At 70.4% G+C, this 18,904-nt stretch carries 18 protein-coding genes; 7 read left to right on the forward strand and 11 right to left on the reverse strand.

Annotated elements, in window-relative coordinates:
- Positions 1 to 26: 26 nt before the first annotated feature.
- Positions 27 to 881, reverse strand: a complete 855-nt coding sequence (locus ON31_RS00505; protein ID WP_029932448.1) for a helix-turn-helix domain-containing protein — start codon at positions 879 to 881, stop codon at positions 27 to 29.
- 118 nt (positions 882 to 999) lie between these two features.
- Here ON31_RS00505 and ON31_RS00510 point away from each other — a divergent pair, with 118 nt between their 5' ends.
- Complete coding sequence (locus tag ON31_RS00510; protein ID WP_051036570.1) at positions 1,000 to 1,485, forward strand: hypothetical protein; 486 nt, start codon at positions 1,000 to 1,002, stop codon at positions 1,483 to 1,485.
- Positions 1,486 to 1,488: 3 nt separating this feature from the next.
- Here the strand turns inward: ON31_RS00510 and ON31_RS00515 are convergent, their stop codons facing one another.
- Both ON31_RS00515 and ON31_RS00520 read right to left on the reverse strand, forming a co-directional pair.
- Positions 1,489 to 1,965 (reverse strand): DUF4190 domain-containing protein, encoded by a 477-nt coding sequence (locus tag ON31_RS00515; RefSeq protein ID WP_029932450.1) that lies wholly within the window; start codon positions 1,963 to 1,965, stop codon positions 1,489 to 1,491.
- A gap of 111 nt (positions 1,966 to 2,076) precedes the next feature.
- Complete coding sequence (locus ON31_RS00520) at positions 2,077 to 2,868, reverse strand: pirin family protein (protein WP_039808075.1); 792 nt, start codon at positions 2,866 to 2,868, stop codon at positions 2,077 to 2,079.
- Positions 2,869 to 3,124: 256 nt separating this feature from the next.
- Here ON31_RS00520 and ON31_RS00525 point away from each other — a divergent pair, with 256 nt between their 5' ends.
- The 3 genes from ON31_RS00525 (at position 3,125) to ON31_RS00535 (ending at position 6,736) form a co-directional block, all read left to right on the forward strand.
- Positions 3,125 to 3,595 (forward strand): NUDIX hydrolase, encoded by a 471-nt coding sequence (locus ON31_RS00525; RefSeq protein ID WP_039808078.1) that lies wholly within the window; start codon positions 3,125 to 3,127, stop codon positions 3,593 to 3,595.
- Positions 3,592 to 4,956, forward strand: coding sequence for an MFS transporter (locus tag ON31_RS00530; RefSeq protein WP_039808081.1), 1,365 nt, complete (start codon positions 3,592 to 3,594; stop codon positions 4,954 to 4,956). Before ON31_RS00525 ends, ON31_RS00530 begins: the two co-directional genes overlap by 4 nt.
- 139 nt (positions 4,957 to 5,095) lie before the next feature.
- Positions 5,096 to 6,736: a glycoside hydrolase family 183 protein gene (locus ON31_RS00535; protein ID WP_039808084.1), complete on the forward strand. Its 1,641-nt coding sequence runs from the start codon at positions 5,096 to 5,098 to the stop codon at positions 6,734 to 6,736.
- Between the two features lie 42 nt (positions 6,737 to 6,778).
- Here ON31_RS00535 and ON31_RS00540 read toward each other — a convergent pair whose 3' ends face one another.
- The 7 genes from ON31_RS00540 to ON31_RS00570 form a co-directional block, all read right to left on the reverse strand.
- Positions 6,779 to 7,633, reverse strand: a complete 855-nt coding sequence (locus ON31_RS00540; RefSeq protein ID WP_039808087.1) for a 5-oxoprolinase subunit C family protein — start codon at positions 7,631 to 7,633, stop codon at positions 6,779 to 6,781.
- Positions 7,630 to 8,487, reverse strand: coding sequence for a 5-oxoprolinase subunit B family protein (locus tag ON31_RS00545; RefSeq protein WP_081592133.1), 858 nt, complete (start codon positions 8,485 to 8,487; stop codon positions 7,630 to 7,632). The genes ON31_RS00540 and ON31_RS00545 overlap by 4 nt, the downstream gene beginning before the upstream one ends.
- Positions 8,488 to 8,596: 109 nt before the next feature.
- Positions 8,597 to 9,349, reverse strand: a complete 753-nt coding sequence (locus ON31_RS00550; RefSeq protein ID WP_039808090.1) for a LamB/YcsF family protein — start codon at positions 9,347 to 9,349, stop codon at positions 8,597 to 8,599.
- 237 nt (positions 9,350 to 9,586) lie between these two features.
- Positions 9,587 to 10,744 (reverse strand): sulfate/molybdate ABC transporter ATP-binding protein, encoded by a 1,158-nt coding sequence (locus ON31_RS00555; RefSeq protein WP_039808092.1) that lies wholly within the window; start codon positions 10,742 to 10,744, stop codon positions 9,587 to 9,589.
- Positions 10,745 to 10,814: 70 nt separating this feature from the next.
- Positions 10,815 to 11,642, reverse strand: coding sequence for an ABC transporter permease (locus ON31_RS00560; protein WP_039808095.1), 828 nt, complete (start codon positions 11,640 to 11,642; stop codon positions 10,815 to 10,817).
- Positions 11,643 to 11,650: 8 nt separating this feature from the next.
- On the reverse strand, positions 11,651 to 12,415 hold the full coding sequence (gene modA, locus ON31_RS00565) for a molybdate ABC transporter substrate-binding protein (RefSeq protein ID WP_051036611.1): 765 nt from the start codon (positions 12,413 to 12,415) through the stop codon (positions 11,651 to 11,653).
- A complete protein-coding gene (locus tag ON31_RS00570) occupies positions 12,412 to 12,825 on the reverse strand; it encodes a TOBE domain-containing protein (protein ID WP_039808098.1) in 414 nt (137 codons plus the stop codon). The genes modA and ON31_RS00570 overlap by 4 nt, the downstream gene beginning before the upstream one ends.
- 138 nt (positions 12,826 to 12,963) lie before the next feature.
- Here ON31_RS00570 and ON31_RS00575 point away from each other — a divergent pair, with 138 nt between their 5' ends.
- Entirely contained in the window at positions 12,964 to 13,791 is an 828-nt protein-coding gene (locus ON31_RS00575) for a hypothetical protein (protein WP_039808101.1), read from the forward strand.
- A gap of 9 nt (positions 13,792 to 13,800) precedes the next feature.
- Here the strand turns inward: ON31_RS00575 and ON31_RS00580 are convergent, their stop codons facing one another.
- Positions 13,801 to 15,270 (reverse strand): CCA tRNA nucleotidyltransferase, encoded by a 1,470-nt coding sequence (locus ON31_RS00580; RefSeq protein ID WP_039808104.1) that lies wholly within the window; start codon positions 15,268 to 15,270, stop codon positions 13,801 to 13,803.
- 303 nt (positions 15,271 to 15,573) lie between these two features.
- On the opposite strand from ON31_RS00580, the gene ON31_RS00585 reads away from it, so the two are divergent.
- The gene (locus tag ON31_RS00585; protein WP_029932464.1) at positions 15,574 to 16,029 is read left to right on the forward strand and encodes an NUDIX hydrolase; all 456 of its coding nucleotides are present in this window, start codon (positions 15,574 to 15,576) and stop codon (positions 16,027 to 16,029) included.
- Positions 16,026 to 18,542: a DUF6049 family protein gene (locus ON31_RS00590; RefSeq protein ID WP_051036571.1), complete on the forward strand. Its 2,517-nt coding sequence runs from the start codon at positions 16,026 to 16,028 to the stop codon at positions 18,540 to 18,542. The genes ON31_RS00585 and ON31_RS00590 overlap by 4 nt, the downstream gene beginning before the upstream one ends.
- Positions 18,543 to 18,904: the final 362 nt, after the last annotated feature.

Genomic DNA, 18,904 nt, shown 5'->3' on the forward strand with positions numbered 1-18,904 from the left:
GCTGCATTTTACGGTACGAAATGCTCTCATTCCCCTTTCGCATAAATTCTGATCATCTCCAAAGATTCTGCGCGATCGAGAGATTGGTCGAGTGCACGCACATAGGCGAACGACAGATCCCGCACCTGGTCGGGATCGTCCACCGCACCGCCGAACACCGCGCTCTCGACCCAGCCGAAAGTGGGCAGGGCCGCGGCGGTGAAATCGAGCAGATGGAAACTCGAGCCGCCCAGCACCGCACCCGCCGTGGCGGTGAACGGAATGACCCGCACGGTCACCGCGTCATTGTCGTCCAGCAGCCGGGCCAGGTGTTCGAGCTGGCCGCGCAGCACCTTCGGACCGCCGATCTGCTGACGCAGCGTCGCCTCGCCGACCACCGCGGTGACCTCCGGCCGGTCGTCTTCGGACAGCCGCTGCTGGCGGCGCATCCGCACGGCAACCAGCTGTTCCACCTGCACCGGACGAATCATGACGTCGGCGCTGATCAGGGCCCGGGCGTACTCCTCGGTTTGCAGCAGGCCCGGAATCACCAGGCTGTCGTAGCTGCGGATGGCCTCCGCGCCGTACTCCATGCCGTAGTAGCGCTGCAGTTCGGTGCCGATCAGGGCCGAGGACTTGGCCCACCAGCCGCGCTCCTTGCTGGCGGCCAGCAGGGCCAGCAGTTCCTCGCGTTCCTCACCCTCCACCTCGAGCAGTTCCAGTACCGGACCGATGGTGTTGACGGTGAGGACGCGGCGGCCCTTCTCCACGTGGGACCAGTTGGCCGGGGTGAAGCCGACCCGCTTGGCGAAGGTGGCGGAATCGAACCCGTGCTGCTCGCGTAGTTCCCGCAGACGCAGGACCAGTTCCCAGCGGGCGACGGTCGGAGAGACGGGTGCCATGACTGCCGATGCTACGCCTGGCAACTCCCCAGCGTGTGACTATTGTCATTTCGATTGCCGGGGGTTACGGTCTGATAACCCATCCCGACGAGTGGTCCGCACCGAGACGAGTTCGCCCATGAGCACGCTCGACCCCACCTTCCATACGGACACCGAGGACGCCTTCGACCGCTGCCGCGGCTATCGCGCCGAGCACGGTCTCTACGGCGTCGTCGACCCCGGCCTGGGCCGGATCATGCTGGAGGTCGGCGCGGTCGGAGCCGTCACCATGCCCGCCGAACTGGGGCATCGTGTCCGCGCTCGACTGCGTGCCCGCTGCGGGCCGGTCATCGCGCATCCGCGCTCGGCGCGCTGGACCTTCCTCACCGGCCCCACCGACAACTCGTATCTGGATATGACGCTGGTCGCCGACCTGTTCCGGGACTGCGCGGGCGTGGCGCTGCCCGGCAGCCGCATCGTGCTGCCCTCACCCGCCGACGAGCGCGGCGGCTACCGCCGCTGGATCTGTCCGCCGGAAGGGGACTTCCGGCCCGAACTGGCGGAGGTGCTCGACGCGACGCGGGCCTGCCGCATCACCAACACCGACCGCGAGGGTTCGGCCTGACCGTCAGCGGGTCGGCTCCGGGGTGATGGTGATGCCGAACCGGTCGTCGAGATTCTGCTCGAAGTCCCGCTGGCACTGCTCGATCTTGGCCTGATCATTGCCCGCGGCATTCATGCAGTCGAGGAAGTTGTCGAAGCCCGCCTCCTTGGCGACGCCCCAGAAGAACAGACCCACGACCAGGGAGACCACCACGCCGATCAGACCGAGGACGATACCGGTGACGGCCATTCCGGTGCCGCCGGACTTCTTGCTCAGCAGGGCGATGAGGCCGAAGATCACGGCCAACGGGCCGAAGAGGAAACCGAGCAGGATGAAACCCGTCGGAATGGCGATGATGCCGAGCACCAGCGCGGTAATGGCCAGGCCCTTACCCTTCGGGGGCTCCTGCCAGTACTGCTGGCCGGGTTGGGGCTGATAACCGCCCGGCGGCGGATAGTCACCAGGGGGCGGGTATTGGCCGGGCGGCGGATACTGCGACATGGTGGCATCCTTCCATCGGTGCTCGCTCCCGGTATCGCGCGGCCGCGCGGAGACCGTTAACGCAGGTGACGCACATCGCCCATGGTATTGGCGCGACCGCCCCGACGCCGGTTACTGCCCGCCGAGCCGCGCGTGCATTTCCCAGACCAGCACCTCAGCGGGCATATTCGCGGTGATGCGCTGACCGCCGCTGCGTGTCATGCGCACGGCGTCACCCTCGTAGAGGGTGCCGACGCCCTCCACCTCCACCTCGCCCCGCGCCACGAAGACATGCAGGTACGGGGCCTCCGGTAGGCGCACCTCGGTGCTCGGTTCGGCCACCGTGCTCGGTTCGGCCATCCGCGCGACATGCAGCGCGGAATGACTGCTGGCGATGGCGATGGCGGTGCGGTCGCGGTAGCGCGGCAGCCCCGAGGCCACGGTCACCAGACCGCCGCCCGCCAATTCGTCGTCGATCTCCAACTGCTGATAGCCCGGTTCGATGCCGGGTTCGTCGGGCACCACCCACATCTGGACGAAGTGCACCGGTTCCTCGTGTTCGGCGGCATTGCTGATCCGCCACGCGTCGTTCTTCTCCGAATGCAGGATGCCGGTGCCCGCGCTCATGCGCTGGGCCAGGCCGGGATAGATGACACCGGCGTGCCCGAGCGAATCCTGATGCACCAGGCTGCCGCTCAACACCCAGGTCACGATCTCCATATCCCGATGCGGGTGGGTGTCGAAACCCTCGCCGGGCAGCACGATGTCCTCGTTGTTGACCAGCAGCAGGCCGTGGTGGGTGTTGTCCGGATCGTAGTGTTCGCCGAAGGAGAAGGAATGCTTCGAATCCAGCCACGCCACACGCGTTTTCATGCGGTCGCCGCCCCGATGGACATCGATGTGTGGTGTCGTGAGCGTGGACACCGCCGTCTCCTCTCACCGGCGAGCACCGATCGACTTCCAGGGTAGAAGCCCGTTCGGAACCCCTGCCTGAATTCCCGGTAAATTCTATCGTGCGGGCAGCAATCATCCGCACGGCCCCGACCAGGCATTACCGAACGGCGCATCCGGCCGGCGAATTGTCGCCCCGCGGGCGCGCCCGAAAGCCGCCCGCTGTGCCGCACCGGGGCGGCGACCGTAACATGATGTGCCGCAAGCAGAACCGGAGGGAGGGGGACGGATGAGACCTGAGGTACTCGCGGGTATCGAACGCGAACTCCGGCAGCAGGCGGGCAGCGAGGGCATCACCCATTTCGTGGTCGGCGTCGCCGTGTTCCGCAATGGCAAACTACTGGTCGTACGGCGTGTCGCCGATGACTGGCACGGTGGAATGTATGAACTGCCGGGCGGCGGCGTGGAATCCGGGGAAACATTCGCCGAATGCGTGGAACGCGAACTTTTCGAGGAAACCGGACTTCGCCTGGTGCGAATCACCGACGTACTCGGCGGATTCGACTACGCCACCCGCACGAAATCCCGCGTCCGCAAATACAGCTTCGTGGTGGAAGCCGAATACGGTGAGATCGCACTCGATCCGAGCGAACACGATCAATACCAGTGGGTCGACGCCGACGGACTGGACAACCTGCCGATGGCCCCCGATATGCGCGCCGCCGTCTACGCCCTCGTGACCACGCATCCCGCCCGGTGAACGTCCCGGCGACGGGGCGAGGATTCGGATCGGGCCAGGGTTTCGGCGCACTCGCGCGCACGGTCCGCGCGGCGCTGCGCGGCAACCCGGGGGTACTGCGACTGGCGGTCGTCCGACTGGCCGGTCCGTTCGGCGACGGCATGTTCCAGGCGGCGCTGTCGGGGGCGATCCTGTTCAACCCGGAACGGCAGACCGATCCGGCGGATATCGCGGCCGGATTCGCGGCCCTGCTGCTGCCGTACTCGATCATCGGCCCCTACGCGGGCGCGCTGCTGGACCGCTGGGACCGGCGCACCGTCCTGCTGCTGGCCAATATGCTGCGGGCCGGGCTGATCGCGGTGACGGCCGCACTGCTGGCGGGCGGGATCGCCGCCACGCCGCTACTGCTGCTCGCGCTCGCCGTGGTCGGCATCGGACGGTTCGTGGGCGCGGGCTGCGCGGCGGCACTGCCCAAGGTGCTGGAACAGCGCTGGCTGGTGCCGATGAACTCGATCATGGCGACGACGGCGGCCGGCTGCGCCATCGCGGGCGCGAGTCTCGGCTTCGGGATCATCGGGCTGATCGGGCCCGGCGACACCGGATCGGCGGTCGCGGTCGCGGGCAGTGCCGTCGGATCGGTGCTCGGCGTCGCCGCGGCGGCCGGATTCCGGGGCCGAATACTCGGACCCGACCGGGCCGAACGCGACGCCCGCAGCTCGGTGCGCGCCATCGCGGGCGGGCTGCGCGGCGGCGCGGTGGCGGCCGGACGGTCCCGCCAGGTCACCACCGCCATGATCGGCATCGGCGCACACCGCATGGTGTTCGGGGCCGACACGCTGCTCATGGTGCTGGTGTTGCGGCGCGGCGTCGAGGACGGCTCCGGGGTTGCCGAGCGGCTTGCCGGTTTCGGTGTCGCCATCACCAGCACCGGGGCGGGCATGCTGAGCGCGGCCGTGCTGGCGCCGCTGCTCATCCCGCGCCTGGGCCGCATCCGCACCGTCGTGGCGGGGCTGGTCACCGCCATCGTCGTGCAGCTGACGCTGGTCACGCCGATCACCGTGGCCACCGGCGACGACGAGGCACGCGCCCGGCTGGCGCTGCTGGCCGCCGCCTTCCTGCTCGGCCTGGCCGGACAGACCATCAAACTCACCGGTGATGCCGCCATGCAGATCGAGATCGACGACGCGCACCGCGGACAGGTGTTCGCCCTCCAGGACACCGTCTTCAACATCGCCTTCGTGCTGGCGCTGGCGGCCACCGCGACGGTGATACCGGCCGATGGGCGTGCACCCGCGGTGGTGGTGGCCGCGGCCGGGATCTACGCCTGCGGACTCGCCGCCATCGCGTTCGACACGCGGTGGCGGGGCGGGGGCTCGTGCTAGACCGGTCTCGTTTCGGTCGCAAATCGGTTGACGGCGCGGACGACTCGCGCGTAACCGCACGCGGACCGATACTGTGACACGGTTGTCGATCTCGAGTGACGCGGTACGCCGCGCCCCCGGACAGGAGACGCACAAAGCAATGGGATTTCCGCAGCACGCGCCGATCCCGACCCCGCTCCGCACCGCATCCGTACTGACCGGCGTCGTCGCGGTCGGTCTGGCGCTCACCCCGCCGGCGGCCGCGGCCCCCGCGCCGTGGGCGCCCGCCCCCGTGAACAGTTGCGGCGAGGTGGGATTCGACCCGCTGGCCCGCGAACCCCAACCGGATGCCACGCCGTGGAGCCCGCCGCCGACCATCCGAATCCCGGTCCCCGTACCGGAGTTCGTGCCCGTGCCGATACCCGGGCCCGCGCCGGACGACACCCGGATCGACCCGGCCCCGCTGCCGCCGGACCCGTGCGCCTCACCGTGCCCGGACCTGCGGCACAATCCCAGTGCCACAGGGACTCCCGCCACCCCGAGCGGTACGCCGCCGGAGCTTCCCGACAGCGAGCGCCCGCCGGAATCGACACCGACGCCCACCGCGCCGCCGGAACCGGCACCCGAACCGCAGACCTCGCAACCGCCCGTACCGGCCCTGCCGCGGCTGCCCGAGATCGAGATCGTCCCGGAGACCGAGCCGATTCCCATCCCGGTCCCCGGAGGGGAGCCGCCGGAGCCGCAGCCCGCGCCGACGCCGACACACGTCCCGCCCGCACCCGGACCGCTCGCCGCACCCGTCGCACCGCCGCGCGTCACCGAGGTCCGGTTGGTCGAGCAGCTCACCGGTCCGGGCTCGGAGAACCGCACCGATATCCGCTGGCAGGTGGACGGCACCGACCTCGGCCTCATGTGGGAGAACCGGCCCGGCGAGGTGGCCGTGGTCTTCGGCGACACCTTCGGCGAGGGCTGGGTACCCGACAGCGTCGGAGGCCCGGACTGGCGCAGCAATGTGCTCGCCTACAGCACCGACCGCGACCTCTCCGACGGCCTCACCCTGGACTCCTTCGTCCAGGACAGCCGCTGCCACGCGGCCGAACTGCTGGGCAGCCGCAAGATCAAGAACTTCGAGACCACCACCATTCCCACCTCCGGATTCGCGCTCGGTGACCGGCAGTACCTGACCTACATGTCGGTGAACCGGTGGAGCCGGATACCGGGCATGTGGTGGACCAACCACGGCGGCCTCGCCTGGTCCGACGACAACGGCCGCACCTGGGTGAAATCCCAGCATGCGCAGTGGGACAACCTCTTCGGCATCGGACGCTTCCAGGTGGCCACCATGGTGCCGCACGGCGACTGGGTGTACATGTTCGGAACTCCCAACGGGCGCATGGGCGTCATCGGCCTGGCACGGGTGCCCGCCGCCGAGGTGCTGAACAAGACCGCCTACCAGTACTGGGTGGGCGGCAACTGGGTGCCCGCCGACGGACCCAACGAATTGCTCGCCACCCCACTGGTTCTCGGCACCGCCAGTGAACTGTCCATCCACTACGACCAGGGCAGCGGGCAGTGGCAGATGGTGTACCTGGACGCGCCCGCGCACCAACTCGTGCTGCGCACCGCCGCCGCACCGCAGGGCACGTGGAGCGATCCGATTCCGCTGGTGAGCACCCGGGACTATCCGGCCACCTACGGCGGATTCATCCATCCGTGGTCTACCGCCGAGGATCTGTACTTCACGCTGTCGGCGTGGGGGAGCTACAACGTGTATCTCATGCACGCGAAGCTGGAGCACTGACGGGGTTCCGCCGCGTGCGAGCCGACCGCCGCTCGACGGAAATCAGCACCGCCGGAATCGGATTCGGCTGCCGGGGCGCGCCTGCGCCAGCGCGTCGACGTCGGCGTCGACCACCACCGCGATCACCGGGTAGCCGCCGGTGATCGGATGGTCGGCGAGGAACACCACCGGCTGGCCACTGGGCGGCACCTGGATGGAGCCCAACGCGACGCCCTCCGTGGGCAATTCGCGGTCGTTGCGGCGGCGCAGCGGTGGGCCGGTGCGACGGTCCAGCCGCGCGCCGATGCGGTCGGTGTCGGCGGAAACCGTCCACTCCCCGGCGCACAGATCGCCAGGGGCGGTGAACCAGTCGTCGCGGGGGCCGAGCAGCACCCGGACGGTCAGCGGTTCGTCGCCGGGCGGTGCGACGGGGGCGACATCGACGATCGGATGGGTGCGCGGGGGAGCGCCGACCGGCAGCACATCTCCGGGCCGCAGCGGTTCCGGGCCGATGCCCGCCATGGTGTCGCGACTGCGCGACCCCAGCACCGGCGGCACGTCGATACCGCCCCGCACGGCCACATAACCGCGCAATCCGGTGCGCGCCAGGCCGAGCCGAAGACACTGGCCCTCATCGATTTCCAGCACACTGGCAATGCCGACGGGGCGGTCGTCCACGAAGGTGGGTACGGGCGCACCCGTGACCGCCACGGTCAGGTGGCGCTGCGCACGCAGTTCCACACCGCCGAGCAGCACCTCGATTCCGGCCGCACCCTCCGGGTTGCCGACCAGCCGGTTGGCCAGCCGCAGCGCGGCGCGGTCCGCCGCACCGGCCGTCCCCACGCCGGAGCCGAACCAGCCGGGACGGCCCAGGTCCTGAATGGTCGCCAGCGGCCCGACCCGCTCCACCCGGATCATCGGTCCACCGCCGCGAAACGCACCCGGGTACCGGGGCGGATGAGGGCGGGCGGATCACGATCGACATCCCACATGTGCAGCTCCGTGGTGCCGATGAGCTGCCAGCCGCCCGGACTGCGGCGCGGATACACCGCCGAGTAGCCGCCCGCCAGCGCGACCGCACCCGGCGGAATGGCGGTGCGCGACTGGGCGCGGCGCGACACGGCCAGGCGGCCGTCCGAGGATTCCAGATAGCCGAAACCGGGCGCGAAACCGACGAAGGCGCACTGCCATTCGATACCGGTGTGCTGGGTGATCACCTCGTCGACGGTCAGCCCCAGCAGCTCCGCCACCTGCGGCAGATCCGCGCCGTCGTAGCGCACCGGTACCACCAGCGGTTCGGTGCCAGCGCCGCCACCGCCCACCGCGTCGGTATCGCCCACCGTGGCCGCACCCGGCTCGGCGGGATGGGGAGGCGTCGGCTCACCGGCTGCGCCACCGGCGGTAGCGGCGAGATCGGCCAGCACGCCGGACAACCGACGGCGCACCGGTTCGGCGGCGGCGGGCGCGGTCAGCGTCACCAGCACGGTCTCGGCGGCGGGCAACACATCCACCACGCCGTCGGGCCGTGCCCCGAGCGCCGCGAGCAGATGCGGGATGAGGGCGCGCGACGGCGGAATCACCAGCAGCGCCCGGTCGCCTGCCGCACGGATATCCCCGGCGGGTGCCTCCCGCGCGAGCGCGGCGCGGTGCGCGCCCGGCCGGGCCGACGCTGCGGCGCCGCTACCGGAAGCGGTGCCACTCGGGCGCGGGATCCGACGATCTGCATTGTCGACTGTGGTCGCGGCATCGCGAGCGGCATCGTCGCCGGGCATGTGCGTGGGATCGTGCGCGGGCACTACGACCCGCCCCCGCGAGATGCCGTCGGCGGTTCGAGCCGGGGGCGGGGGATCGGTGGTACAGCCGTCATGGGCGGTCTCCCCTTCAGCAGAACGCGCCGACGGGGATGCCCGCTTCGTCCAGGGTCGAGCGGATCCGGCGCGCCATCTCCACCGCGGCCGGGGAATCGCCGTGGACGCAGATGCTCGTGGCGCGTACCGCCACCGCGCCGCCGTCCACCGTGACAGCCTTGCTGTCGCGGGCGATCGACAGCGCCTGGGTCACCGCGTCGTCGGGCCACAGCACCGCGCCCGGCTGGCTGCGCGGCGCCAGCCTGCCGGAGGACAGGTAGGCGCGATCGGCGAAACCCTCACCGACGAACGCGATTCCGCGCGCCCGGGCCGCCGCCTCCAACTCGGTCCCGGCCGGGCCGAGCAGCGACAGCTCCCCGCCGAATTCCGCCATGGCCGACAATACGGCCTCGGCCAGCTCCCGATCCGCGGACGCGGCGTGATACAGCGCGCCGTGCGGCTTCACATATCGCACCCGGTCACCCGCGCTGCGGGCGAAGACATCCAGACTGCCGACCTGATACAGGGTTTCGTCGCGCAATTCGTCCGCGGTCACCGCCACATGTCGCCGCCCGAAACCCACCAGGTCCCGGTAACCGATGTGCGCGCCGATCCGCACACCCTTGGCAACCGCCAGCTCACAGGTGCGCCGCATGATCGACGGATCACCGGCATGGAAGCCACAGGCGATGTTCGCGCTGGTCACGATGTCCAGCATGGCCGCGTCGTCACCCATGCTGTACGCACCGAAACCCTCACCGAGGTCGCTGTTCAGATCGAACGCCATAGCTCCAGCATGGCACCGCGGCGGCCACCGACACACCCCACGACCGAATCCGCGCCACTACCGCCGCCCCGACGTCGCCGCACACCACCGACACTGCCTGAATCGTCGCGCCGCCACCGCTACCCGATCTCGCGCCGCCGCTGCCTGACCCTCGCGTCGCCGCTGCCGGACTCGCCGCGCGGGCCATGCCGGGCGACCGGCACCGCCCGACTCGGTGCGCGGTCACCGCGACACGCCTCAGCAGGGGTACACCTGTACCTCGGCAGCTTTGACCGAGAAGTAGACCTCCGTATCCGGGGCCAGCCTCAGGTCCGCCACCGCGCCCGGCGTCAGGTCCGCTGTCAGTGCGACGGGGCCGCTCGCGGCGACACCGTTCGTCGCCGCGTCGCCGCGCTTCCGGCCGCTTCGGCCGGTTCCGGTCAGATCGGCCCGGATCCGGATGATTCCGCCGCGATCGGTCAGCTCGGCGATCCGCACCGGAAACACATTGCGGGGGCTGCCTTCCGGTTGCTCGCGGTACACCGCCACCGCCGTGGGCGCGAAGACGGCGGCCGCCCGGCCGGTGGGCGTCCACCCCGCATCCGCGCACCCGTGAACGCGCATCCCGTCCGCATCGACGGCGTGCACCGGGTCGGCGACATCGGCCGCCGCGACCGCCTCTCCCACCACCAGGTTCATACCGGCTATCCGGGCCGCGAAGGCGCTGCGCGGGCGGGCCAGCACGGCGGCCACCGGACCCGACTCCACCACCCGGCCGGATTCGATCACCACCAGGCGATCCGCCAGAGTGAGCGCGTCGATCATGTCGTGGGTGACCAGCACCGTGCCGGTGGGGGCGTGCGGGCTGTCGCGCAGCACCCGGCGCAGCAGGGCGCGCATGGCGGGAGCCACGGTCACGTCCAGTGCCGCCATGGGTTCATCCAGCAGCAGCACCCGCGGTCGCACCGCCAGCGCCCGCGCCAGAGCCACCCGCTGGGACTGCCCACCCGACAGCGAACCCGGTGCGCGATCGGCGAATTCCTCGGCGTCGACAGCGCGCAGCCAGTCACGCGCCACCCGTTCGGCCGCCCGGCCCCGCAGTCCCTTGCTGCGCGGCCCGAATGCCACATTGGCCAGCACCGACAGGTGTGGGAACAGCAGCGCTTCCTGCGCGAGCAGGCCGATATCGCGCCGGTGCGGCGGCACCGCGATGCCCCGCGCGGTATCGGTCAGCACCCGCCCGTCGAGCCGAACCGTGCCCGCGTCCGGCGGCAGCATTCCCGCGATCACGTCCAGCAGCGTGGACTTCCCCGCACCGTTCGGTCCGAGCACCGCCAGCACCTCACCCGGCGCGACCGCCAACTCCACATCCAAGGCGCGAGCGGCCACCCGCGCCGATACGTGCAGGCCGCTCATGCATTCTCCGCCAAGTCCCGGGCGTGCAACTGCACGATGACGCCGCGCTGCCTCCTCCGCGCCCGACCGCTCATGCTGTCCGCCCGTTCGCCGCGGCACCCACGCGCCGGTAGGCGATGAGCACGATGAGCACCGCGACCAGTACCAGTAGCAGCGACAGCGCCACCGCGGCGTCGGCGTCGGTCTCGCGTTGCAGGTAGATCTCCAGTGGCAGGGTGCGGGTGCGGCCCTGGAGGCTGCCCGCGAAGGTGAGCGTCGCACCGAATTCCCCTAGGGCACGGGCGAAGGCCAGCACCGAACCCGAGATCAGGGCCGGGCGCAGCAGGGGCAGGGTCACCCGCCACCACACCACGGTGGGGCGCGCGCCGAGGGTGGCGGCGATGCGCTCGAAGCGGTCACCGGCCGTGCGCATGGCCCCCTCCAGGGTGATGACCAGGAACGGGAGGGCGACGAAGGTCTGTGCCAGCACCACCGCCGTCGTGCTGAAGGCGATGCGGATGCCCGCCGCCTCCAGTTCCCGACCCAGCAGACCGTTGCGGCCGAACAGGTAGAGCAGCGCCAGACCGCCGACCACCGGCGGAATCACCAGGGGCAGCAGCACCAGCGAGCGCAGCACGGGCAGCGCCCGCCAGCGGGCGCGGGCCAGCAGCACCGCCATCGGCACACCGAGAGCGATGCACAGCAGCGTCGCGGCCGCCGCCGTCCGCACGCTCAGCGTCAAGGCGTCCCGCGACGCGGGCGAGGTGATGAGACCGAAGAAGTTCGCCCAGTCCACGGCCGTGGTCAGGGCCAGCAGCGGGCCGATGACCAGTGCGAAACCGATGACGGCGGGCAGCAGCAGCCACGCGGGCACCCCCGGCCCGGGGGAGACCGAACCGGACAGGCCGCGCGGTCGCATCGAATGTTTCACGGGGAACCGAACCCGGCCTCCGCCAGCAGCTTCCGGCCCTCCGGCCCGGTGACCAGGTCGAGGAACTCCCGCGCGCGCTCGGGGTTCGGCGCATCCGCGACCACCGCGATCGGATAGCTGTTGACCGCCGCCGCGGCCTCCGGGAAGGGCACCGTCACCACCCGGTCCCCGGCCGAGGCGGCATCGGTGACGTACACCAGACCGGCGTCGGCCTGCCCGGTGGTGACCTTGGCCAACACATCGGTCACCGCGGACTCCTCGCTCACCGGGGTGATGGCGACGCCCGCGGCGGCGGTCACCGTCCGGGTCGCCGCACCGCACGGCACCTGGGGGGCGCAGACGACGAGCCGCAGGTCGGGGCGGGACAGGTCCGCCAGGGTCGCGATACCGGCCGGATTGCCGGGCGGGGTGACGATGGTGAGCGTATTGGTAGCGAAGGTGGTCGACGTCTCGGTGATCCGGCCACTGCGCACCGCCTTGTCCATATTGGCCGGATTCGCGCTGGCGAAGACGTCGGCCGGGGCGCCCTGCTCGAGTTGTGCTGCGAGCGTGGACGATCCGGCGAAGGAGAATTCCACCGCGGTGCCCGGGTGCGCGGATTCGTACCGCGCACCGAGTTCGGTGAAGACGTGCTGCAGCGAGGCGGCCGCGAAGACGGTCACGGTCGTGCTGGACGTGGAATCGGAAGTGCCACAGCCGGACAGCGCCGCGACCCCGAGCACCGCCAGCGCGGCCGCTCCCGCTCCGGCGCGAAAACCTATGCGGCCCCGCCGGAATCGGCGTCGGTCTCGACCACCACGGTGGTCGCCTTCACACTCGCCACCGCCACGCTGCCGGGCCGCAACCCCAGCTCCCGCACCGATTCGCTGCTCATCAACGACACCACCGTGAACGGCCCGCATTGCATCTCCACCTGTGCCATCACCGTATCGGTCACCACCCTGGTGACCAGCCCGGGAAACCGATTGCGTGCCGAGGAGGCACTGCCCAGTCGCGCCCGCGGGGTCCGGGCGTGCTCGACGGCCAGGGCCGCCAACTGCTCACCGTCGACCACCAGGCGGCCCGATCCGTCCTTGTGAGCCGCGAGCGATCCGGCGTCGATCCAGCGGCGGACGGTGTCGTCACTGACACCGAGCAGCTGGGCGGCGTCGCGGATGCGAATATCGGGCATACGAGCACCATAGCTCCGCATATGCGGGTGCAACAAGGAGAAAGTCCCGCATCTGCGGATACTTTCCGGTCTGATGCGACCGGCGTCACAGCGTTCGACCTGGCGCTGTCACCTGCTGCCGGTACGCTCGGGGCAATCATGGCCACGTATTTCGATCCGAAGGCCTGGTCACCTCTGCGGGCGGTGGACCTCGGCATGGACCTGGGACGACGCCTGTTCGACCAGAGCTGGCTGGATCAGTGGACCACCTTCACCACCGCCTGGCTGGATCCGGTCGCCGACTTCGGTGCGGGCACCGTCACCGCGCTCATGCCCGATGTACTCATGACGCTGCTGTCCGAGGGCATCCTCAGCCAGTTCGGCGGGCAGGAGGTGAGCGCCACCGTCCTCGGCCACGACCTGCGCGCCACCCTGCACACCCTCAAGGTGCGACGGCGCGGGGCGCACTTCCAGTCGAAAACCGTGCTGACCGATCTGTATTGGAACGAGCAGCCGATCAAGGAACTCACCGTCATCGCGCACGGCGTGCGGCTCATCCCGGGGGTGCCCACCAAAATCCGCTCCGCCCAACTGGATCTGCGCGGCACCATCCACATCGAGGCGCTGGTGCAGTGGATCAACAGCTGGCAGCCGGACTGGCTGCTACGAACCGCGCCGGACGGAATGATCCTGGCGCGGCATCGAAAACGAAGATTGCGGGCCCTGGCCACCGCGGAGATCAAGGACAATATCCTCACCATCAAGCTGCACCGGGCCAACTGGTGGGGCATCCGGATGCCGCGGCGCGCGGTGCGGCTACAGCCGATCCCACTGACCGATCTGCCGAATCACGCGCGCATCACCCGCGCCGAAAGAATCGGCGACGACGTACTTTTCGAGGCCGATCTGCCCGGCCTCACCGGTTCCTTCGACCTGGCGCAGATCCGCGCCGCCATCGTGGCGGGCACCACGCTCATCGTCTTCTGACAGCGGCGATCAGGACGCGGACTGCTGGCCCTTCCACCACTTCAGCAATTCCGTCTCGGCTTCCTCGCGGGTGAGAGGGCCGCGGTCGAGTCGCAACTCCTTCAGGAACTTCCACGCCTTGCCCACCTCGGGGCCGGGCTGGATGCCGAGCAGTTCCATGATGGCGTTGCCGTCCAGGTCCGGGCGCACCCGCGCCAGATCCTCCTGCTCCTGAATGCGGGCGATCCGCACTTCCAGATCGTCGTAGGTGGATTGCAGCATGGCCGCGCGGCGCTTGTTGCGGGTGGTGCAGTCGGCGCGCACCAGTTTGTGCAGGCGCGGCAGCAGCTCACCGGCATCGGTGACATAGCGGCGCACCGCCGAATCGGTCCACTGCCCCTTGCCGTAGCCGTGAAAGCGCAGGTGCAGATACACCAGACGCGCCACATCCTCGGTGAACTGCTTGGGGTACTTCAAGGCGCGCATGCGCTTTCGCACCATCTTCGCGCCCACCACCTCGTGATGATGGAAGCTCACCCCGCCGCCCGGCTCGTTCTTCTTGGTGGGCGGCTTGCCGATATCGTGCAGCAGCGCGGCCCAGCGCAGGATCAGGTCCGGGTCGCCCTCCTCCTGATCGATGGCCTGGCGCAGCACCGTCAGCGAATGCTGGTAGACGTCCTTGTGCTGGTGGTGCTCGTCGATCTCCAGCTTCATGGCCGGCACCTCCGGCAGCACCCGCTCGGCCAGGCCCGTCTCGCACATGAGGTCGATGCCGTCGGTCGGGTACTCGCCGCCGATGAGCTTGTCGAGTTCGGTACGCACCCGCTCGGCGGTGATGCGGTCGAGCTCCGGGGCCATGGCGACAATGGCCGCCCGCACCCGCGGCGCCGGGGTGAAACCGAGCTGTGCGACGAAGCGCGCCGCACGCAGCATGCGCAGCGGATCGTCGTGGAACGAATCCTGCGGCGCCGCAGGGGTATCCAGCACCCCCCGGAGCAGGGCCGACATCCCGTCGAGCGGATCGACGAATTCCAGTTCGCCCAGCGCCCCGATGCGCACCGCCATGGCGTTCACCGTGAAGTCGCGACGCACCAGATCGCCCTCGAGGGAGTCGCCGAAGGTGACCTGCGGATTGCGGGACACCCGGTCGTAGCTGTCGGCGCGGAACGTGGTGATCTCCAGCTGCTGCCCGCCCTTGGCGGCGCTCACCGTGCCGAAGACCAGGCCGCCGGTATCCCACAGGTGGTCGGCCCAGCCGCGCATCAGCTCCTGCACCTGCTCGGGCCGGGCGTCGGTGGTGAAGTCCAGATCCGTGCCCAGCCGGCCCAGCACCGCGTCGCGCACACTGCCGCCCACCAGGTACAGGTGATGGCCGTGCGCGGCGAAGAGTTCGCCGAGCGGGGTCAGGACCTCGGACAGCCGTCCCAGTGTGATCGCCGCCGCCGCGAGCAATCGGGTACGGCGTTCCTCGTTTGCTGCGTCGGACTCAGGCGAAACCACGAAAACGCAGCTTAGTGGAGTGGCGCAATCCGGTAGTCGCCCCGTCGGGCCGAAACTCGGCGCGACGCGCCGCCGGACCCGGTGGACTCCCCCGAAGGTGCTCTCCGGACGGCGCGGGGGAGCGGTCGCGACACCCCGGCCGAGGGGTGTTTACAGCGGCGTTCCGGCAGCTCGACGCAGCGAGGCGGCACCTGCGCCCTTGCCCGCTAGACTGACGCAGTGTCTCCTCCGGCCGATCGCGCGAACAGTCGACGCCGCCAGCCCCGGCGCCGCGGTTCGGCCGGTAATGCGGCGAAACCCCGCATGCGTACCGTCCGGGAGACCTCGGCGGGCGGACTCGTGGTCGACGGCCTCGACGGCCCCCGCGACAAAGCCTCCGCCGCCCTCATCGGACGCACCGATCGGCGCGGCCGCCTACTGTGGTCGCTACCGAAAGGACATATCGAAGAGGGGGAGACGGCCGAACAAACCGCGATCCGCGAGGTCGCGGAGGAGACCGGTATCCACGGCACGGTGGTCGCCGAACTGGGCAGCATCGACTACTGGTTCGTCACAGAGGGCCGCCGGGTACACAAGACGGTGCATCACTACCTCATGCGGTCGATCGGCGGGGAACTGTCCGACGCCGACGTGGAGGTCACCAAAGTGGCCTGGGTTCCCTTGAGCGAACTCGATTCCCGGCTCGCGTACGCCGACGAACGCAGGCTGGCGGAGGTGGCGAACCGGCTGATCGATCGGATGGAGAACGGCAGACAATGACGCGTGCGGGGTCCCTGCGTCCGAACAGGCCGCTGCACCGCTGGCTGCTGTCGCTCGTCACGGTGATTCTGGCCGTCGTGGCGACCGGCGTCTGCGCCGCGCCCGCCGTCGGCCAGCCCGACGGCAACGGCTACGGCAGCAGTACCGGCCCGAAATTCCTGAAGCTGTCCCTGGATTCGGTGACGCCCACGGTCATCACCACCAGCAGCGACCCCTACTTCGTGGTCTCGGGCACCGTCACCAATATCGGCGACCGCGTGGTCGACGACATCAGCATCCGCGTCCAGCGGGCCCGGCCCGTGACCGCGGCCGGCGAACTGCGCACCGCGCTGCAGCTGGATCAGATCAACTACGACGTCACCGGGGCGTTCCGAGCGGTATCCGACCGGCTCAGTCCGGGCGACCATCAACAGTTCAGCTTCACCGTGGCCCTGCGCAGCGGCGGCGATATGCCCAGCGACGTCACCGACCTCCAGATCACCGAGCCCGGCGTCTACCCGCTGCTGCTGAACGTCAACGGCGAACCCGCCTACGGCAATCAGGCCCGCCTCGACGACGCGCGCTTCCTGCTGCCCGTACTCGGCGTTCCCGCCACCGCCGACACCTCGGTCGACGCGCCGCCGCCGGTTCCGGCCACCCCCGCCGCGCCGCCGGTGGCCACCACCATGCTGTGGCCGCTGGCCGACCGGCCCCGGCTGATGGCCGGCATTCCCGGCTCGGTGGACGGTCAGGCGCTGCTCACCGACGACGAGCTGGCCTCCTCGCTGAGCGCCGGCGGGCGTCTCGACCAGCTGCTCTCGGCCCTGGAATCGGCGCTGCGCAACGACAGCCGCTCCGGCGGCGGGCTGGCCTCGGCGCTGTGTCTGGCCATCGACCCGGACCTGCTGGTCACGGTATCGGCGATGATCACCGGCTACCGCGTGCTGGCCAGTCCCTCGGATCCGGACGGACCCACCCGCGTGGGCTCCGGCGCGCAGGCCGCCAAGACCTGGCTGGACCGGCTGCGCACCATCGCCTCCGGATTGTGCACGGTGGCACTGCCGTTCGCACAGGTCGACGAGACCGCGCTGGCCGCCGTCAACGATCCGGCCCTCACCCATCGGGCGCTGGTTGCCCCCGCCGACGTGGTCGACTCCCTGCTCTCGGTCACCTCGCTGCGCGGGGTGAATCTGCCCGACGCGGGCACCATCGACGCCGAGGCGGCGAATCTGCTGGCCGCGCACGGCGTCACCACCGCCGTACTCGCCGACAACGCGGTCGTCCCCACCGACGGCCGGTCCACCGCCACCGCCGACGACACCATCGACGCACCCGCCCCGGCCGGGAATCCGGACATGGTGCGGCTGCCCGACATCCCGCTGAACCCGGTGGCGGGCGCGCCGCCGCCGATCGATCCCGGACTGCGGGTGGCCACCTTCGACATCTGGTCGGCCACCGCGCTGGCCGCCATCGGCTCTCATCCGCCGACGCCGTCGTTCACCCCGCAGTCGGTGCGCTACGACGTCAACGCCGACTCCCGCCCCGCGCGACTCCAGGACGCCCTCGGCGCCATCTCCTGGTCGGCGTTGAATCCGCGGCCGGACCGGCCGGGGGCGGCGCTGTTCATGCCGCCGCAGCAGTGGGGCGCGAATCGGGAGGAGGCCACCGCGCTGCTCGAGCAGCTGCAACTGCTCTTCCGCGACAATCTCGCCGTCCCGCGCCCGTTCACCGATCTGCTGGCCCAGCCCGCCGACCCGCAGCCCTACGAGCTCGACTATCTGAGCCAGGCCGCCGACGAATCGGTGCCGCGGCATTTCGTGGACCCGGTGCGGGCGCAGGCGCATCGCATTACCGAACTGATGAACGCGCTGGTGGAGGTGCCGCAGCAGGAGCTGAGCCCGCGCGCCTTCCTCACCCCGCTGCGCGACGATCTGATCCGGACGCTGACCCTGTCGGATCGGCGCAGCGGCGGCCAGCCCGACACCGTCGCCCAGCGCCGCCTCGACCAGACCACCGGCACCCTGCACGAACTGTTCGGATCGGTGACCGTGCTGCCGCCGGGCGGCGTCTACACCCTGGCCTCCGAACAGAGTCCGCTGCTGCTGGTGGCGCGCAACGACCTGCCGGTCGCCATCCGCATCAAGTTCCGCATCGACGCGCCCGCCGAGACGAAGATCACCGATGTCGGCGAGGAGGTATTGCCCGCCAAGGGCACCCGCTCCTTCCAGATCCCCACCGAGGTGAGTGACAGCCGAAACCTGGTGATACCCATCGCACTTACCACGCCGGACGGGGTGCCGCTCGGCAATGCCGTAACGGTATCGGTGCGTTCCAACGCCTATGGTCAGGCGTTGGCAATAATTACCGGGTGCGCGGGCGCGCTGCTGTTCCTGCTGGCCGGACGCCGCCTGTGGCACCGCTTCCGCGGGCAGGCCGATCCGGCCGATGAGGGGTTCGATCCGGAGACCCGACGTCGGGTGAATCGGTTCCGGCGTGCCCGCAAGCGGGAGATGCAACGACAGGAGGACCGATGAGCGAACACGGTGAACCGCGCTCATCGGGCCGCGAACCCGAGGGGCCGCCGTCGCGGCGCGCCCCCTCCGCACCCTGGGAGCGAGGCGTGGGACGACAGCCCGGTGGACCCGGAATGCCGCCGGGCCGACCGCAACCGCGGCAAGGACAGCCGGGGCAGCCACAGCCCAGACCGGAGCGACCCGCACATCCGCAACCGAGACCGGGACAGCCCGGCCACCCGCAACCCCGGCCCGGCCAGCCCGGCCAGCCGCAGCCACGGCAGGGGCAGCCGGGGCGACCGCAGCCGCGCCCCGGCCCGCCACCGGGTCAACCGTCCGGTCCCCCTTCGGGACCCGGGTACCCCGCGCCCGAACCACCCATC

Source organism: Nocardia otitidiscaviarum NBRC 14405, from assembly GCF_000308635.1.
In the GTDB taxonomy this organism is placed as follows: domain Bacteria; phylum Actinomycetota; class Actinomycetes; order Mycobacteriales; family Mycobacteriaceae; genus Nocardia; species Nocardia otitidiscaviarum.

Coding starts and splice junctions, on each gene's coding strand:
- ON31_RS00505 (WP_029932448.1), bottom strand. CDS start 881: ATGGCACCCGTCTCTCCGACCGTCGCCCGCTGGGAACTGGTCCTGCGT.
- ON31_RS00540 (WP_039808087.1), bottom strand. CDS start 7,633: ATGATCCGGGTGGAGCGGGTCGGGCCGCTGGCGACCATTCAGGACCTG.
- ON31_RS00535 (WP_039808084.1), top strand. CDS start 5,096: ATGGGATTTCCGCAGCACGCGCCGATCCCGACCCCGCTCCGCACCGCA.
- ON31_RS00585 (WP_029932464.1), top strand. CDS start 15,574: ATGCGTACCGTCCGGGAGACCTCGGCGGGCGGACTCGTGGTCGACGGC.
- ON31_RS00570 (WP_039808098.1), bottom strand. CDS start 12,825: ATGCCCGATATTCGCATCCGCGACGCCGCCCAGCTGCTCGGTGTCAGT.
- ON31_RS00545 (WP_081592133.1), bottom strand. CDS start 8,487: ATGCCCGGCGACGATGCCGCTCGCGATGCCGCGACCACAGTCGACAAT.
- ON31_RS00590 (WP_051036571.1), top strand. CDS start 16,026: ATGACGCGTGCGGGGTCCCTGCGTCCGAACAGGCCGCTGCACCGCTGG.
- ON31_RS00550 (WP_039808090.1), bottom strand. CDS start 9,349: ATGGCGTTCGATCTGAACAGCGACCTCGGTGAGGGTTTCGGTGCGTAC.
- ON31_RS00510 (WP_051036570.1), top strand. CDS start 1,000: ATGAGCACGCTCGACCCCACCTTCCATACGGACACCGAGGACGCCTTC.
- ON31_RS00555 (WP_039808092.1), bottom strand. CDS start 10,744: ATGAGCGGCCTGCACGTATCGGCGCGGGTGGCCGCTCGCGCCTTGGAT.
- ON31_RS00575 (WP_039808101.1), top strand. CDS start 12,964: ATGGCCACGTATTTCGATCCGAAGGCCTGGTCACCTCTGCGGGCGGTG.
- ON31_RS00560 (WP_039808095.1), bottom strand. CDS start 11,642: ATGCGACCGCGCGGCCTGTCCGGTTCGGTCTCCCCCGGGCCGGGGGTG.
- ON31_RS00515 (WP_029932450.1), bottom strand. CDS start 1,965: ATGTCGCAGTATCCGCCGCCCGGCCAATACCCGCCCCCTGGTGACTAT.
- ON31_RS00525 (WP_039808078.1), top strand. CDS start 3,125: ATGAGACCTGAGGTACTCGCGGGTATCGAACGCGAACTCCGGCAGCAG.